Source organism: Flavobacterium crocinum (genome assembly GCF_003122385.1).
Taxonomy (GTDB): Bacteria; Bacteroidota; Bacteroidia; order Flavobacteriales; family Flavobacteriaceae; genus Flavobacterium; species Flavobacterium crocinum.
Genome location: NZ_CP029255.1, coordinates 2,038,281 through 2,055,196, shown reverse-complemented (window position 1 = coordinate 2,055,196; position 16,916 = coordinate 2,038,281). Strand labels below are relative to the sequence as shown.

The window sequence follows — 16,916 nt, the reverse complement described above, 5'->3', positions numbered from 1 at the left end:
TATTATATCTTTTCAGCGATTCTTAATTTGGCACTTCTGGCTCTATTATTTATCTTGATTTCCGCATCATCCGGAACAATCAATTTCCCTATTGTTTTGAATGGAACTGAAAAATTTCCATAAAAATCTCTTTCTGGTTCTCCTTCAAACATTCCATTTTTTATAAATCTTTTCACCAATCGATCTTCCAAAGAATGGTATGATATTACCGAGAATCTTCCACCTGGTTTTAAAATCTCTAACGACTGTTCGATAAATTCTTTTAAAACATCCATTTCCTGATTTACCTCAATTCTGATTGCCTGATAAATCTGAGCCAGTACTTTATTTCGAACTTTCTCCGGCAAAAACTTTTTCAGAACGTCTTTTAATTCTTCAGTTGTTTTGATTGGATAATCTTTTCTTGCTTCAACAATTGTTCTTGCCAAAACCGGTGCATTTTTCAATTCCCCATAATCAAAAAAAACACGACGTAAATCCTGTTCTTCATATTCGTTCACCACACGATAAGCATTTAAATCATTTTTTTGACTCATCCGCATATCCAGTTCGGCATCAAATCGGGTTGAAAAACCTCTTTCCGGAACATCAAACTGATGTGATGAAACCCCTAAATCTGCTAAGATTCCATCTACTGCTTTTACTCCGTGAAAACGTAAAAATCTTTTTATGAACCTAAAATTCTCATTTATCAGCGTAAACCTTTCATCTGGTAATGCATTTGCTAATGCATCTTCGTCCTGATCAAAGGCAAACAATTTTCCGTTTGGCCCTAATCTTCTTAAAATCTCTTTTGAATGACCACCGCCTCCAAACGTCACATCTACATACACCCCATCAGGTTTAATATCTAAACCATCTACTGTTGGATGTAGCAAAACCGGATTATGATATTCCATCTTCGTCGTCATTAATATTTCCCATTACTTCTTCGGCTAAATCTGCAAAATCCATATCTTCGCCGCTTATTGATTTTTCGTATAAATCCTTATCCCAGATCTCTACTATATTAACCGCCGATGAAAAAACAACATCTTTAGAAATACTTGCAAAAGTCACCAAGTCTTTTGGCACTAACAATCTCCCTAACGCATCAACCTCAACTACTTTAACACCAGCAGTAAACCTTCTAATGAAATCGTTGTTCTTTTTTACAAAGCGATTAAGCTTGTTGATTTTTTTCATCATTGCATCCCACTCTACCATAGGATACAACTCCAAACACGGTTGAAACACAGAACGCTTCAAGACAAATCCGTCCTGAAGTGAAGCTGTCAACTGCTTTTTCAAAGGCGCAGGCATCATTAACCTTCCTTTAGCATCGACTTTACATTCGTATGTCCCAACAATTGTGTTCAAAAAACTAGTATAACATGTTATACAGCAAAAATATAAAAAATTTTACCACATTTTACCACTTTATACCACTTTGTTAATAAGTTTAACCACTTTACTACCACTTTCGGTAATCAACAATCAATCAATACCTTAACTATTAATTAACAGATTCACAGATCCATTATTCATTCAAAAATATAATGCGCTAATTTTCTTAAAAAAATGATTATAATGCAGTTTTCTTAACATTTAGATAATTCTGCAAATAAGACATTAATTACTGATTTTTAGCTATTTATAAATTCTACTGAAATTATGTAGTTAAAAAACGGCACCAAAAATTCATTTTTATTTATTTAACCCTATATTTGTCGAAATTGAAATTGGCATAAAACTAGATGGACAAACACTACAAAAAAGAAGGCAAATACAGCTATTTTGAAGCTGGAGAAGGTACACCTATCGTTATTCTTCACGGGTTAATGGGAGGCCTAAGTAACTTTGATGGTGTAGCACAATATTTCCCAACAAAAGGATATAAAGTTGTTATTCCGGATTTGCCAATCTATACACAAAGCATTTTAAAAACGAACGTAAAAAGTTTTGCCAAGTACGTTAAAGATTTTATTACTTTTAAAGGTTTTGATAAAGTAATTCTTCTGGGAAATTCTCTTGGAGGACATATTGCATTGTATCATACAAAGCTTTATCCTGAAAAAGTTGCAGGACTTGTAATAACCGGAAGTTCTGGACTTTACGAAAGTGCAATGGGAGACAGCTACCCAAGAAGAGGTGATTATGAATACATCAAAACAAAGGCTGAAGCTGTATTTTACGATCCAAAAATTGCAACTCCCGATTTGATTGATGAAGTATATGCGACGGCTAACGACCGAATCAAATTAATCAAAACTTTAACCATTGCAAAGAGTGCCATTCGCCATAACATGGCTAAAGATTTGCCTAAAATGGATGTTGAAACTTGCATTATTTGGGGTCGAAATGACTCTGTAACTCCTCCAAATGTAGCAGAAGAATTTGATAAATTATTACCAAATTCTACCTTATACTGGATTGATAAATGCGGACATGCCGCAATGATGGAGCACCCTCAGGAATTTAATGAAATTCTTGAAAAATGGCTTACTGAAAAAAAATTATAGCCATTACTATTTACTTTTTAGGAGGTTTTAAAACGAAGAAACATGAAAATTAACACCGCCGAATTTATTGTCAGCAATTCTGATGCATCAAAATGTCCAAAGGATTTTTTGCCGGAATATGCTTTTATAGGAAGATCAAACGTAGGTAAGTCATCGTTAATAAACATGCTTACCAACAATAAAAACTTAGCTAAAACATCCGGAAAACCAGGAAAAACACAATTAATAAATCACTTTAAAATCAATAATAATTGGTTTTTAGTGGATTTGCCTGGTTATGGTTATGCTAAGGTTTCAAAAAAAACAAAATCAACTTTTCAGAAGTTTATTACCGATTATTTCGAAACTAGAGAACAACTTGTTTGCGCTTTTGTTTTGATTGACATTCGCCACGAGGCTCAAAATATCGATATTGAGTTCATGTCTTATATGGGCGAAAGCGAAATTCCGTTCTGTATTATTTTTACCAAAGCCGATAAAATCAGTAAAGGAAAAATTGATTCTCATATTGCAGCTTACAAAAAACAAATGTATGCCAACAATTGGGCAGAAATGCCACAATATTTTGTGACTTCATCTACAGAATCAATCGGAAAAGAGGAACTTCTGTCTTATATTGACCAAGTAAACGAGGAAGTCTTTAAAAACAATTCTGAATTTTAGAAATAAATACATAATAAAGAAAATCCAAATTCCAATTTTAAAAACGGAATTTGGATTTTTTATTTACTTAAATCTTTTATTTAAATTTTTCCATTCTTTAAATATCAAATACTGATACAGGATGTAAAACAAGGAATTAAAAAACCAAAAATCAAGTAAAAATGGCTCAGTAAAAATTACAGAATCTGTATTACCACTCAAAAAAATTGTAGAACTACTAACCAGATAAATAATCAATCCGTTAGCAAAATACATATAATTTGCTTTAAAGTTTTTGAAATTCTGAATCAGATAAGTTAACGCATACACAACCAATAAAATAGAGGTAACTCCAATTTCAAATAAATTAAACCTCCAATAAAGATCAGGTGTCCTGTAATACTGTATTGCTAACAAAACCATAACCAGCACAAGAAAAACAAGTATCACTCTTCTTAAGATAACATTCGAAAAGAGGCTTCGAAAAAATACACTCAAGAAAACAAACTGGAAAACAAAATAATAATGCGAAAGGAAAAAATTAGATCCCGGAGCATAAAATCCAATAATATTGCAAAGCAATTCATTGACAAATAAACAAATCAAATAAACCATTAATGTATTATAATGGAAATCTTTGTTTTTTCGTGTCTTATAAAAACAAACACTGTTGATCAATAAAAAAAACAGTCCTACAAGGCTTACAAGAAATGGGAACAACATATTGTAAAATTTTACATACAGCATTAATCATACTGTACGAAAGTTATCTAATAAATAAATAGAATAAAAATTTAAGATTAAATTGACACAAAAAATCAGGTATCAACAATAAAAGAAAAAGAAAATTCTGACCTTATACTTCAAAACAAAACAATAAAAAAATTCCAAATTCCAATTATAACACTTGGAATTTGGAATTTCATTTTTGAAATTTCAATTATTTTGTCAATTCTAATTTTTCTGCAAAGTAATCACAAAAATCTTTCATTGTATCAGACATTTTTTCGTCATCTGTTGCACGTTTAAAAGTATCTGACATTGCTACTAAAGTCTGATGAAAGAAAATCTTCATCTCATCTACCGGCATATCTTTTGTCCATAAATCGATACGCATCGTCTCTTTAGCTTTGCTGTCCCAAATTGAAAGCATGATTGCTTTTGCCTCTTCTGCCTGTACTCCGCCATCTTGTGCACTCCATGTTAATTTTTCCGGAACACGGTTTTCATCTAATTCTATATTGAATTTAATCTCTGAGTTTATATTTGCCATTATTTCTTAGGTTTATATTTTGATTTTTCAAAAATTTCCTTTGGCTCAATCTTAAATAATTCAGCCAAAGAAACATTACTATTATTTTTCATGTAAGAACGTACCATCTGCCAGCCGATCCATGCGCCAACACGGCCCGGAGAATCATTATCAATCTCTAAGAAGAACTTAGAGAAAGGAGCAGGAGCTATAAATCTTGTTGTTAATTTTGGATCAACACTGTAAAGCATTTCATTCTCCAAAAAGTAACGCCACATATAGGCTTCATTTTCTTCGCACCATTTAATTTGTTCCGGTGTATAACCTATTTTATCAGCATCAGTATAGTTTGGCAAAAGTAAATCTTTAGCATAAAGTTGTTTCCCTTCAAAAATCATTTGAGAAACCAAACTTTTATCAACTGAATTTGAAATATTTCGATAAGAAAAACTGGAAACCACATCCGGCATTATTTGTTTTTCTTCAAAATTCTGTTTTAGATAATTTGGAAACTCATAAAACTTATGATCTTTCCCAAGGTATAACTCCAAAGACACAATTACAAGACTGTCCGCATAAATTGCTTTAGCAGTATAATCCATTTCTCCAATAACGGTAATTACTTTTGGAATTTTAGTTTTTGGAAAATAATATTTTACGTGCTGAAAAAGAGTATTGAATTCTTCTCTTACAGGTTCAAAATTACTGTACTTTTTCTGAACTTCATCATAAACTTCTCTCCAAATAGGCTCCTGCATCTTTTGCAACCAGACACTATCATCATTCCCCGCCGGAAAGAAAAAAGGATATTGCTTTTTAATCTTTGCAAGATCTTCCGGTTTGGTTTCAAAAAACGCCTTATCAAAACGTTCTACTTTAATATCTACAGGTATTTCTTCTACTTCTTTTTCTACCTTAGATTTTTGGTCGCAAGACAAAAAAAACAGGCACAGAACCACTGCAAAGCGATATATTTTCATTTTATTTTAATTAGATTTGTGTTACCGGAATTTTAAGCAACTATGTACTTAAAAATAATTCTGCAAATATACATCCCTGTACTTTAAAACTTAAATTATTATGGCTAAAAAAAGCACAATTCAGACAGAAAAAGTAAATACGCATATTGTAGAGTGGCTAAAAAATTATGCTGCTAATGCAAAAGTAAACGGTTTTGTAATTGGAATCTCAGGTGGCGTAGATTCTGCTGTAACCTCAACTTTATGCGCACAGACAGGACTGAAAGTTTTATGTGTAGAAATGCCGATTCATCAGGCAGAAAGCCAGGTAAACAGAGCAAAAGAACATATTGATCAGCTAAAAAAACGTTTCCCTAACGTTTCTGATGTACAAACTGATTTGACTGCAGTTTTTGAATCCTTTAAAACTGCTGTTCCAAAGACAGATGACGAAGTTAAAGTAAATTTAGCATTAGCAAACACAAGAGCACGTCTAAGAATGACTTCTCTATATTATTTAGCAGGAATTCATGGTTTACTGGTTGCCGGAACCGGAAACAAAGTAGAAGATTTTGGCGTAGGCTTTTATACAAAATATGGAGATGGCGGCGTAGATTTAAGCCCAATTGCCGATTTAATGAAATCTGATGTGTATGCTTTGGGAGAATTTTTAGAAATTCCGCAATCAATTTTAACAGCAGCACCTACAGATGGCTTATTTGGAGATAATCGTACTGATGAGGATCAATTAGGAGCAAGTTATGACGAACTGGAATGGGCAATGTTAGCCGCGGAGTCAGGAAAGACGGCAGCTGACTTCGATGGAAGAGAAAAAACTGTCTTCGAAATTTATAAAAGATTAAACACCAGCAATAAGCATAAAATGGACCCAATTCCGGTCTGCACTATACCAAAAACGTTAAAATAATTTTTTTAACATTTGTCAGCTATAAACTACAGAATTTATTTATTAATTTTACAGTTCCAAAAACATGAACAATTCTAAAAAAGGTAAAAATTATGATTAAAGTATGTCTAGCAGACAATCATCCTGTGACGCACTTTGGCGTTAAGTCTTATTTCAAAGACCACGATCAAATTTCAATTGTTGCCAATGTAGGCAATTTTTCAATGGTTAGAGATATTCTTCAGACGAAGGAAATCGACATCCTAATCCTGGATTTAGAGCTTGAAGGTCTTTCAAGTATTTTCGAAATCAAATCGATTCTGAAAAATTTCCCAAAAACAAAAATTGTTATTTTCAGTGATCTTGCTGAGCAAATGTACGCTCCAAACGCAATTAAAGCAGGAGTTTCCGGGTATGTACACAAAACAGAAAAACTAGAAACTCTAGGACATTCTATTATTAAAGTACAAGAAGGAAAAATCATCATCAACGAAACAGTACGCAAAAACATGGCCCTTATCGCGAAACAAAGCAAAAGCGAGCGTCTGTACAGAAAACTTTCTAATCGTGAGATTGAAGTTTTACGTTACTTAAGTGATGGAAAGAAAAACAATGAAATCTCTAAAATCTTAAATCTGAACGAAAAAACGATCAGTACTTACAAACTAAGATTATTGACTAAATTAAACGTTACTAATTTAGTTGACTTAGTAAATAAAGCTAAGACTTTAGAAATTATTTAATTTTAATCGGCAAAAGTCTATTTTTAGACAGTCGAAAAACAATAAAAACTCTATCATTCTGATTTCAGATTGATAGAGTTTTTCTTTTTTAGTGATAAGGCACCACTACACGACCCAGTTTTTTAGAAAAATTATTCAGTAATTTAGAATAATCCATAACCATACTCAAAGTTTCTGAATTGTCTTCTTGCGGGTTGGTTAAAAGAGAATTCTTTAATTCCGAAATAATTGCCGACACCAAATACCATCGCAAAGCAAATATGGTCTCAGAAACATTCTGCTCAATAGTTTCACTTTTTTGTTTCGGAAAAATATTCTGCCCTTCCCAATTATGAATGGTCAATCTTTCGTCTTCCATTAAAATATTGGTTACTTCCTGAGCAAATTCAGGTTCAAGACGCATCAAATATTTATCTAAACTAAAGGTCTCATTCTGATTATAAAAATCAATAATATTATTGTAAATATTTTGAAATAAAACATTTGACAATTGTATTTCATCTTCCTGAAGACTTAAATATATTTTTTCGAATACTTTATATTGTCTTTTTTCCGAAACTTCTTTTACATTTCCTTCTTCATCTGCTTTCAGGAAAACATCTTCAAAATCTTCTACCACACTTCCATACAAAAGTAAAACCTCAATGACTTTCCTTTCGAAACCATACAAAATATCTATTTTTTGATTTTGTTCTTGCGGATAATATCCCGGATCTCCCGGATAATCATAACCTTCAGGTGGTCCTGTTCTTGGATCTTCAGGATCTCCTCCTGAAAATGTCCCTGCATTTGGAGGTTGGTTTCTATGAACTTCAAAAGGTTTTTGTTCCTGCTTTTGTTTTTTGTTTGCATCAGCAAGATCTTTTTGAATCAGCTGTGCCAGTGTACTTACTAAAACCTGCTCCGAAATATCCATAATTCGGGCACATTCCTGAATATAAACTTCACGCTGAATACGGTCCGGTATTTTCGAAATACTCGATACCATATCACGAATCAGGTCAGCTTTTTTGATGGGATCGTTTTTCGCTTCATCCATCAAAATAGAAGCTTTAAACTGTATAAAGTCTTTGCTATTGTTTTCTAAATAAGAGACTAATGCTTCATGTGAATTTTTTCGAGCGAAACTATCCGGATCTTCACCTTCGGGGAAAGAACAAACACGAACGTTCATCCCTTCTTCCAAAATCAAATCAATCCCTCGAATTGCAGCTCTTAAACCCGCGGCATCTCCGTCAAAAAGAACGGTTATATTTCTGGTCAGACGATTGATCAAACGAATCTGGTCCGGCGTTAAAGCCGTTCCGGATGAAGCCACAACATTTTCAATTCCTGCCTGATTAAACTGAATCACATCGGTATAACCTTCTACCAAATAACAGTTATTTTGTTTGGCAATAGATTGTTTAGCGTGATAAATTCCGTAAAGCACTTTACTCTTATGGTAAATTTCGCTTTCAGGCGAATTCAGATATTTGGCTGCTTTTTTATCATTCGTTAAAATACGTCCTCCAAAGCCTAAAACACGCCCCGACATACTTTGAATTGGAAACATCACACGTCCTTTAAATCGGTCAAACGGGCGGTCTTCTCTTGGAATGGTTAAACCTGTACTTTCTAAAAACTCTAATTTATATCCTTTTCCAAGGGCTTCTTTCGTCAAAGCGTCCCAGGTTTCCGGAGAATATCCTAAATTGAACTTTTTGATTGTTTCGTTTGTGAATCCTCTTTCTTTAAAATAAGAGTATCCAATGGCTTTTCCTTCTTCACTATTTAGGAGTACGTCGTGAAAATATTTAGCCGCAAATTCAGAAACCAGATACATACTTTCACGGACATCTGTCATCGCTTTTTCTGCATCTGTCTGCTCTGTTTCTTCAATTTCGATATTGTACTTTCGGGCTAGATAGCGAATGGCTTCCGGATACGTAAATTGCGAATGTTCCATTAAGAATTTAACGGAATTCCCTCCTTTTCCTGTACTAAAATCTTTCCAGATTCCTTTTGCAGGCGAAACCATAAACGACGGAGAACGCTCATCTGAGAACGGACTCAGTCCTTTGAAATTACTTCCTGCGCGTTTTAAATTCACAAAATCGCCGATAACCTCCTCTACTCGAGCGGTTTCAAAAACAGTATCAATGGTCTTTTGTGAAATCAAAGTGTATTAAATTTTAAAAGTTGAGAGCTTGCAAAAATACGCAAATCTTGTTGGAATTTTGCTGCTTTTTTGAAACAAAAAAGCATCTTGTATGAGATGCTTTTTTTCACTAACTAAACGACCAATCCTTTAGTTTAAATCTACTCGAAGTCCTAACGATATGTTATTCTCTTTGATTAAATTATCCTGAAACAATGGGTTTAAATCGTATTTAAAATATAAACTCAATTCTCTGTAGCCGATATACGAACTCAGACCATAAACAAAATTGTTTACATTGTAATCGCCTTTTATTCTCGTTTTATATTTCAAATCTTCTTCTTCATATTTTAAAATCTGTTTTGATTTTACGTTGATTCCTGCATAACCTCCAACTCCAAAACGGAAATTTTTATGGGTTTTAAAATATCTTACACCATCTTTTTCTGTTGGTCTTGTAAAATCAAATTCCAAATGTACTGGTGCAACCAAATACACATTTCTAAAACGGGATTCGGTTAAATGAATTGGATTTTCGACTAAATTGGTTTGGTCTCCATCAACCATAAATGAACGATTGTTTGTCGGGCGGATATTGTTATACATTAACGACAAACCATATTTAGCATGAAGCAGATTATCGTTTTTCATTAATCTTGAATTATACGTAAAACCCCATTCGTAAAAATGTGAACCTATAAAACTGTAATTTGAATCCTGAAGTTTTCCGTCGGCAAGTGTATTATTTAATCCCATTGCAAAAACAAACTGAGAAGTTGTTCTTCTTTCACCGCGTATAGAATCTTTATTACGATCTCCTGGTTTCCAGCGAATCATATATACTTTAGAAGAATCTTCTTTGATTTTTCCGTCGACTTTTTTCTGAACCAAATCGTTTAATTCATTTTGAGCCAGTGTAATTTTCTCTTCCATAATTACAGCTCTTGCTTCTGCTAATTCTTTTTTACGCTTTTCAGCCTGTTCCTGCGTAATCTTTCCTTCAGACAATTGAACGTTTACAGCTTCAACCTCTTCTTTTAAGGCTTCTTTTTCTTCTTTTGTAATCTTCTCGATTTTATTAGCAATTCTTTTCGTTTCAGATTCAAAAGTTTCTTGTCCCATTACTTTACTTACCAAAAGGAAAAAGAAAAGAATGAAATAAATAGTAAAATTTTTCATGATTGATTGATTTTTTAAAATGATTGATTAGTGATTGATGATTTTTTTTAATTGAGATTGGCATTGGTATTCCAACTATTCCTGTTTATTTCTGTTTGATAAAGCGACTTTTACCTCTTGCAGGTTTTTATTTACTTTAGTAATTACTTTTTCTCTAAAAGAAAGTTCCAATTCGCCGTCTACCTGATTTAACAAATCGGCGGCATTGATTTTTACTTTTGCTTTTTTAGCGCCGCTTTGGGCTATAACTTTATCCTCTGCAGTTTGCAGTAATTGGTCAACATTTTCCTTTTGAGGAGTTTCTGTAATTACAGTTTGATTGATTGTTGATTGATTATTTTTGATGATGATTGAAGACTCCGCTATTTGATTCGATTCATTTTTATTGGTTTTATTTAAGATATGATTGTTTATTTTTTCTTGTTTAGTTACATTTTCTTCTGAAGTTTTTTCAGAAATAGCAATTTCCGTTTTCACAGAATCTGTAGTAATCGAAATAGGTTCTGAAACTGACTCTTTTTTGATTTCTTTTTCTACAACTACAGTTTTTGGTGTATCAACAAGATTTTTATTTTGATTGAAAAATATCGTACCAATCAATAAAAAACCGATAAAACTTGCAGCGATATACAGCCATTTTTTGCTTTTCTTAGGTTTCTTTTGTTCTGTTACACTCAACATGGCATCTAATCGATCCCAGGCTTTTTCGCTTGGCTCAATTTTGCGTTCGTTTAGTTTTTCACGGAAATCCTTTTCAAATTTATTCGGTTCCATTATCTTGTTTTTTTAAAATAGTAATTTGTGTTTGCAGCATTTTTCTGGCGTGCGATAATTGCGATTTCGATGTTCCTTCATTAATTCCTAACATCTTGGCAATTTCATTGTGTTTGTAACCTTCAATTGCGTATAAATTGAAAACCATTTTATAACCATCCGGCAAGGCATCAATTAAATACTGAATCTGTTCTACGGTAAACTGACTGTCAATTTCATTAAAGCTTTCTTCAACAAAAAATTCATCTTCAGCAAACTTTACTTTCTTTTGAACTCTTAAATAGGAGATACATTCGTTAACCATAATTCGGCGGATCCAGCCTTCAAAACTTCCTTTGTGTTCAAAATTTTTCAAATTCGTAAACACTTTCATAAAAGCCGTTATCATTACATCTTCTGCCAATTGAATGTCTTTTATATATTGACGACATACACTTAACATTTTAGAAGAAAACTTACTATAAATCTGCTGCTGTGCCTGACGATTGTTCTCGACAGCCAACTTTATAATTTTGGTTTCTTCTTGATGTAACGAAATAATTTTCATTAATAAGCTTTTGGTTTTGGTTTTAGAAACAGACTTCTATTAGCATAGACGATTGTCGATTTGAAATGGTTGCATGGGGGTAAAAAAACTAAAAATTTTAAATTCCAAATCCCAAACCAACATATTTCCTCTCTGTTTGTTCAGTGTAAACTTAAGAATAAGTGAGTTATAACTTCTAAAAAGAAAAAAGCAATTATTTTTTAGATATAAAATATTTTATAGTTTTACAAGAAAACATTAATGAATACAATTATTTGGAATAAATGGATCGAAAATTGGAATTGGATATTAGCAATTGCTAAAAAAAGGAATTGGGATTTCGAATCAATTAAAATTCAACCAAAAATCGTTATCGATCAAATAAATAAACTCGAAGAAGAATTATCAATTAAATATCCTGATGATTTTAAAATTATTTTAACTGAATATTCTAGTAGAGTAATATTAGGATGGCAAATTAACGATGATGATCCAGAAAAAGAATTTAGTTCAATTTTCAGTGGTGCAGGAGGCGTTTCTGATTACAAAACAAAGCCTTACTTATGGGATTTTGATCTACTTCCTGATTTATACCAAACTTATTTAAGCTGGCTTAAGAACTGCTATAATAATCCTTTAGATTCTTATGGTAAACATTATTATAATAAGATTCCATTTATTGAAGTTCCAAACGGCGATTTGATTGCTTTCAATCAAAATGATGAAGTTATGTATTTAAGCCATGATGATGGCCCTTTGCATGGGGAAAAGCTTGCCGATAATTTTATAGAATTTATAACGCTTTGGAGTAATTTAGGATGCATCGGAACGGAAAGCGAGCAATTACAAGTGTTTTATGATAGTGAAAACCAGAAATTAATAACCAATGATCCAAAAATTAAACGATGGAAAAATTGGCTTGAAAAGTAATCAATTATCTAATTAAAAAGATTATTTCTTCCTCTCGATTACATAATTAACCATCAAAGTCAAGGCGTCTTTATATTCAGAATCTTCGAAGTTTTGAAGAAGAGCAAGAGCTTCCTGCTGGAATTCGACCATTTTATTTTCGGCGTAAGCCAAACCATTATTATTTTTTACAAAGGCAATAACTTCTTTTACGCGTTTTTTGTCTTTGTTGTGGTTTTTGATGGAGTTGATTAACCACTTTTTTTCCTGCGGTGTACAAGTATTTAAAACATGAATTAAAGGCAAAGTCATTTTTTGCTCTTTAATATCGATTCCGGTTGGTTTTCCGATGGCTTCTTCGCTGTAATCAAACAAATCGTCTTTGATTTGGAATGCCATTCCGATCAATTCACCGAACTTTCGCATATTTTCTACCTGAATATCATCTTCGATTACAGCTTTCGCGCCAAGCGCACAACAAGCTGCAATAAGCGTTGCTGTTTTCTTTCTGATGATTTCGTAGTAAACGTCTTCGGTAATATCCAGTCTTCTTGCTTTTTCTATTTGAAGTAATTCTCCTTCGCTCATTTCACGAACGGCAACCGAAATGATTCTCAATAAATCAAAATCGCCATTATCGATAGAAAGCAATAAACCTTTAGACAATAAATAATCTCCAACTAAAACAGCTATTTTATTTTTCCAAAGCGCATTGATAGAGAAAAATCCACGGCGGCGATTGCTGTCGTCCACCACATCATCATGCACTAAAGTTGCGGTATGAATTAATTCGATAACCGAAGCTCCGCGATACGTTCTTTCGTTTACAGTACCGCCTGAAACCATTTTTGCAGTAAGAAAAACAAACATCGGACGCATTTGTTTTCCCTTGCGGTTTACGATATAATAAGTGATTCGGTTTAGTAAGGCAACCTTAGATGTCATCGACTCATGGAACTTTTTTTCGAAAAGTTCCATTTCGTTAAAAATAGGCTGCTTTATTTGAGACGTAATATTCATTTAGAGTCCAAATATACTATTTTAAATAAAAATACGTTGTGTATTTTAGGTTAGGATTTTAATATTTTATCTCTTAATCTAAAAACACCCACCAAAAATAGCTCTAACTAATACTGATTTGAATTCATTTATTTAAAAGAAGAACCCAAAACTATTTATTTATGAAAACAAAATTTTTATTACTTAGCACTTGTATTACTATGTCTTTTTTCATCGGCTGTAATTCTGATGAAAAAACAAATGATGGATCAGGAACAGCGATTACCAACGAGGAAATTATTACCAATTCTAAAATCGATGCCACTGTAGATGATGTTACCAATATTGCCGAAGATCAATTTACCTCACAACTAAATATAAATTCAAAATATAGCGGACCTAAAAAGAATTTTCTTCCAAGCTGCGCTACTATAACAACCGTTTTAACCAATAACACCTGGACAAAAACTGTTGATTTTGGTGTGGAAGGCTGTACTTTGAATAACGGAAATACGGTTAAAGGAAAAATGGTTGTTTCTTTTTCTAATGATTTTAGTTCTTCGACTCAAACTATTAGTTACACTTTTGAAGGATTTTATCATAATGGTAAAAAACTTCAGGGAAACAAAAGTATTGTTCGAACTATTAAAGAAACCAATTTACAGGTTACACCTCATCCTGTTTCTACCGCATCAATAGATTTAACGATTACGTTCGATGATGGCGGAGTTTATACCAGAAAAGGAACATTAGTCAAAGAAATGACCTCAGGTTACGACACTTGGTTTGATTGGGATGACAATGCTTTTGTAGTAACAGGAAGCGGTTCAACGACCTTCCCAAATGGAGATACCTACTCGGCAGAAATTACAACTCCTTTAGAGTTTAATGCTATTTGCAGAAAACCTTTTGCTGTAAAAGGAATTGTATCTATTACTAAAAATGGTGCTTCGGCAACTATAGATTACGGAAGCGGAGAGTGCGACTCTCTTGCTACAGTAACCAAAGACGGAGTTACTGAAGAAATTGATTTGAAAAAATAGAATCCTTTTTGCCCAAAAAAAGCATTAAAAATGAGGCTAACGCCTTGTTTTTAATGCTTTTTTTTTGTTGATATCCCAAAATGGTGCACGAACATATTTTTTCTTCCGATGAGATACTCCTAGCGGAGTATATTCTGGCGAGTATTTTTTTTACGCTTCTTTGTTGGCTAGTTGACCGCAAGCTGCATCTATGTCTTTTCCTCGGCTTCTTCTTACTTTTACCACCACTCCAATATTTTCTAAGGCTTTTATATAAGCCATAATAGCTTCTTCTGAGGCTTGCTGGAATTCGCCGTCATCAATTGGATTGTATTCAATTAAATTGACTTTGCAAGGCACATATTTACAGAACTTCACTAACGCATCAACCGAAGCTTTGTCGTCGTTGATTCCTTTCCAAACTACATATTCATATGAAATTTTGCTTTTGGTTTTTCTGTACCAATATTCTAAAGCTTCTCTTAGATCTTTTAAAGGAAAGTTTTTACTGAAAGGCATGATTCGCGCGCGTGTTTCATCAATTGCAGAATGTAATGAAACCGCTAATTTGAACTTCACATCGTCATCTGCCATTTTTTTGATCATTTTCGGAATTCCGGAAGTCGAAACCATAATTCGTTTCGGCGACATTCCTAAACCTTCTTCCGAAGTAATCATATCAATTGCTTTAATGACATTATTGTAATTCATTAAAGGCTCTCCCATTCCCATAAAAACAATATTCGAAAGTGGATGATTGTAATACAAACGACTTTCTTTATCGATAGCCAGAACCTGATCGTAAATTTCGCCCGGTTCAAGGTTACGCATTCTTTTTAATCTTGCAGTAGCACAGAAATTACAATCTAAACTACACCCAACCTGACTCGATACACAAGCTGTAGTTCTCGTTTCTGTTGGAATTAAAACAGATTCCACAACAAGTCCGTCATGAAGTCTCACGGCATTTTTTACAGTTCCGTCACTGCTTTTTTGCATGGTATCAACCTTAATATGATTGATTACAAAATTATTCTCCAGCATAGACCTTGTAGTTTTAGCTACATTAGTCATATCTTCAAAACTGTGAGCTCCTTTGCTCCACAACCATTCATAAACCTGATTTCCGCGAAAAGCTTTATCTCCATTTTCAACAAAAAAATCGCGAAGCTGGTCTTTTGATAAGGCGCGTATGTCTTTTTTCTCCATTTGCATGCTGCAAAGTTAATCACTTTTGTCATTTTTCTTTGCTTTTTAGATATATTCTTAAAATCTACTTCAAAAAAGACGAATCATCAAAGCTTTCGCAAAAAACACACAACTCCATAAAAGACAAATATTTACAACCGAAATTATTCTTCATAAATCCTACCTATATATAACCTCAACAATTCATCCTTTACAATAAAGATTTAATAAAACTTTTGTCATGATTTTTATCATTCCGTTTGTTTTATGTCAGTTCTAATTTTGATCCAAGAAATAAGGGTAATTCACAACCACTTCACCGAACACTCCTGATTAAAATTAACCTAACATAATTGAGATGAAAACAATTAAATCAATCCTATTAACGGTACTCTTCACAACAGCTACTTTACAAATAAATGCGCAAAGAACTTATAACGTAAACGCAAGTTCCACTTTTGAAGTTGCAGGAACTTCAACTGTACACGATTGGGTAATGAAATCCACAGAGGGAACCGGAACAGCCAACTTAACCATAAAAGATTCTAAACTAACTGAAATAAATAGCTTGAGCATTTCATTATTAGCAGAAAGCTTAAAAAGTTATAAAGCCAGTATGGATAAAGTGGCATATGAAGCTTTGGATACAGAAAATCATCAAAACATTGAATACGTTTTAAAATCTGCTACTAAAATTGACGATACCACTTGGAATCTTACAGGAGTTTATACAATTGCAGGCGTAAGCAGAGAATTTGTAACACAAGTAAGAGTGACCTATAATAATGGAACTTTTACCTTACAGGGTTCCAATCAAATCACTTTTGCCGATTTTGAAATGGCTCCGCCAAAAGCAGCTCTTGGTGTTGTAAAAGCGGGAAAAGACTTGACAGTAATCTTCAACATCATTTTAAGCTAAACAAAGCACTTTTTGATTGTTAAAAATCCTCCAAATTATCCCTAGGGATTCTTACTTCTAAAATCTTAAAAATTCATAATTCAACAAAATTCTACGTTCTTTTTTGCCTTAGTGATCGATTTCGTAAAAAATGAAAACGTTGTAGCTATTAAATACCTATTTAATAAAATTTTAACAATGATTTTTATCATGTATTTCTCTGATTTATAGGGGGATCTTTGATACAAGTTAAAACAACATTCTTAGTACTAAATAG

Annotated in this window: 17 protein-coding genes; 7 read left to right on the top strand and 10 right to left on the bottom strand. The window is 33.0% G+C overall.

Translation table 11 applies throughout. The features are described from left to right. Positions 1-2: 2 nt before the first annotated feature. Positions 3-911, bottom strand: a complete 909-nt coding sequence (gene rsmH / locus HYN56_RS09435) for a 16S rRNA (cytosine(1402)-N(4))-methyltransferase RsmH (protein WP_205727652.1) — start codon at positions 909-911, stop codon at positions 3-5. Continuing rightward, positions 886-1,359 carry a division/cell wall cluster transcriptional repressor MraZ gene (locus HYN56_RS09430; protein ID WP_035691746.1) on the bottom strand — a complete coding sequence of 158 codons (474 nt, stop codon included), beginning with the start codon at positions 1,357-1,359 and terminating at the stop codon, positions 886-888. The genes rsmH and HYN56_RS09430 overlap by 26 nt, the downstream gene beginning before the upstream one ends. Before the next feature lie 377 nt (positions 1,360-1,736). Here HYN56_RS09430 and HYN56_RS09425 point away from each other — a divergent pair, with 377 nt between their 5' ends. Next, positions 1,737-2,501: an alpha/beta fold hydrolase gene (locus HYN56_RS09425; protein WP_109191943.1), complete on the top strand. Its 765-nt coding sequence runs from the start codon at positions 1,737-1,739 to the stop codon at positions 2,499-2,501. A 42-nt stretch (positions 2,502-2,543) separates the two neighbouring features. Next, entirely contained in the window at positions 2,544-3,164 is a 621-nt protein-coding gene (gene yihA, locus HYN56_RS09420) for a ribosome biogenesis GTP-binding protein YihA/YsxC (protein ID WP_109191942.1), read from the top strand. Between the two features lie 919 nt (positions 3,165-4,083). Here the strand turns inward: yihA and gldC are convergent. Together gldC and gldB are read right to left on the bottom strand one after the other, a co-directional pair. Beyond that, complete coding sequence (gene gldC, locus HYN56_RS09410) at positions 4,084-4,416, bottom strand: gliding motility protein GldC (RefSeq protein WP_008467164.1); 333 nt, start codon at positions 4,414-4,416, stop codon at positions 4,084-4,086. After that, the gene (gene gldB / locus HYN56_RS09405; RefSeq protein ID WP_109191940.1) at positions 4,416-5,375 is read right to left on the bottom strand and encodes a gliding motility lipoprotein GldB; all 960 of its coding nucleotides are present in this window, start codon (positions 5,373-5,375) and stop codon (positions 4,416-4,418) included. The genes gldC and gldB overlap by 1 nt, the downstream gene beginning before the upstream one ends. Positions 5,376-5,475: 100 nt before the next feature. Between gldB and nadE the strand changes: the two genes are divergently transcribed. Beyond that, a complete protein-coding gene (gene nadE, locus HYN56_RS09400; RefSeq protein WP_109191939.1) occupies positions 5,476-6,282 on the top strand; it encodes an NAD(+) synthase in 807 nt (268 codons plus the stop codon). Positions 6,283-6,374: 92 nt separating this feature from the next. Next, on the top strand, positions 6,375-7,004 hold the full coding sequence (locus HYN56_RS09395; RefSeq protein WP_091492550.1) for a response regulator transcription factor: 630 nt from the start codon (positions 6,375-6,377) through the stop codon (positions 7,002-7,004). Between the two features lie 88 nt (positions 7,005-7,092). Here the strand turns inward: HYN56_RS09395 and dnaG are convergent, their stop codons facing one another. The 4 genes from dnaG to HYN56_RS09375 form a co-directional block, all read right to left on the bottom strand. Then, complete coding sequence (dnaG, locus tag HYN56_RS09390) at positions 7,093-9,165, bottom strand: DNA primase (protein WP_109191938.1); 2,073 nt, start codon at positions 9,163-9,165, stop codon at positions 7,093-7,095. Between the two features lie 129 nt (positions 9,166-9,294). Further along, entirely contained in the window at positions 9,295-10,323 is a 1,029-nt protein-coding gene (locus HYN56_RS09385; RefSeq protein ID WP_109191937.1) for a hypothetical protein, read from the bottom strand. Between the two features lie 75 nt (positions 10,324-10,398). Then, positions 10,399-11,097, bottom strand: coding sequence for a hypothetical protein (locus tag HYN56_RS09380; RefSeq protein ID WP_109191936.1), 699 nt, complete (start codon positions 11,095-11,097; stop codon positions 10,399-10,401). Further along, positions 11,084-11,644 (bottom strand): RNA polymerase sigma factor, encoded by a 561-nt coding sequence (locus HYN56_RS09375; RefSeq protein ID WP_109191935.1) that lies wholly within the window; start codon positions 11,642-11,644, stop codon positions 11,084-11,086. The genes HYN56_RS09380 and HYN56_RS09375 overlap by 14 nt, the downstream gene beginning before the upstream one ends. Before the next feature lie 240 nt (positions 11,645-11,884). Between HYN56_RS09375 and HYN56_RS09370 the strand changes: the two genes are divergently transcribed. Then, on the top strand, positions 11,885-12,553 hold the full coding sequence (locus tag HYN56_RS09370; RefSeq protein WP_109191934.1) for an SMI1/KNR4 family protein: 669 nt from the start codon (positions 11,885-11,887) through the stop codon (positions 12,551-12,553). A gap of 21 nt (positions 12,554-12,574) precedes the next feature. Here HYN56_RS09370 and HYN56_RS09365 read toward each other — a convergent pair whose 3' ends face one another. Beyond that, on the bottom strand, positions 12,575-13,552 hold the full coding sequence (locus tag HYN56_RS09365) for a polyprenyl synthetase family protein (protein WP_109191933.1): 978 nt from the start codon (positions 13,550-13,552) through the stop codon (positions 12,575-12,577). Positions 13,553-13,713: 161 nt separating this feature from the next. On the opposite strand from HYN56_RS09365, the gene HYN56_RS09360 reads away from it, so the two are divergent. Next, on the top strand, positions 13,714-14,574 hold the full coding sequence (locus tag HYN56_RS09360; RefSeq protein ID WP_109191932.1) for a hypothetical protein: 861 nt from the start codon (positions 13,714-13,716) through the stop codon (positions 14,572-14,574). Positions 14,575-14,724: 150 nt separating this feature from the next. Here the strand turns inward: HYN56_RS09360 and rlmN are convergent, their stop codons facing one another. Next, complete coding sequence (gene rlmN, locus HYN56_RS09355) at positions 14,725-15,768, bottom strand: 23S rRNA (adenine(2503)-C(2))-methyltransferase RlmN (RefSeq protein WP_109191931.1); 1,044 nt, start codon at positions 15,766-15,768, stop codon at positions 14,725-14,727. 331 nt (positions 15,769-16,099) lie between these two features. Between rlmN and HYN56_RS09350 the strand changes: the two genes are divergently transcribed. Continuing rightward, positions 16,100-16,660 carry a YceI family protein gene (locus HYN56_RS09350; RefSeq protein ID WP_109191930.1) on the top strand — a complete coding sequence of 187 codons (561 nt, stop codon included), beginning with the start codon at positions 16,100-16,102 and terminating at the stop codon, positions 16,658-16,660. The last annotated feature ends 256 nt before the right edge of the window (positions 16,661-16,916 follow it).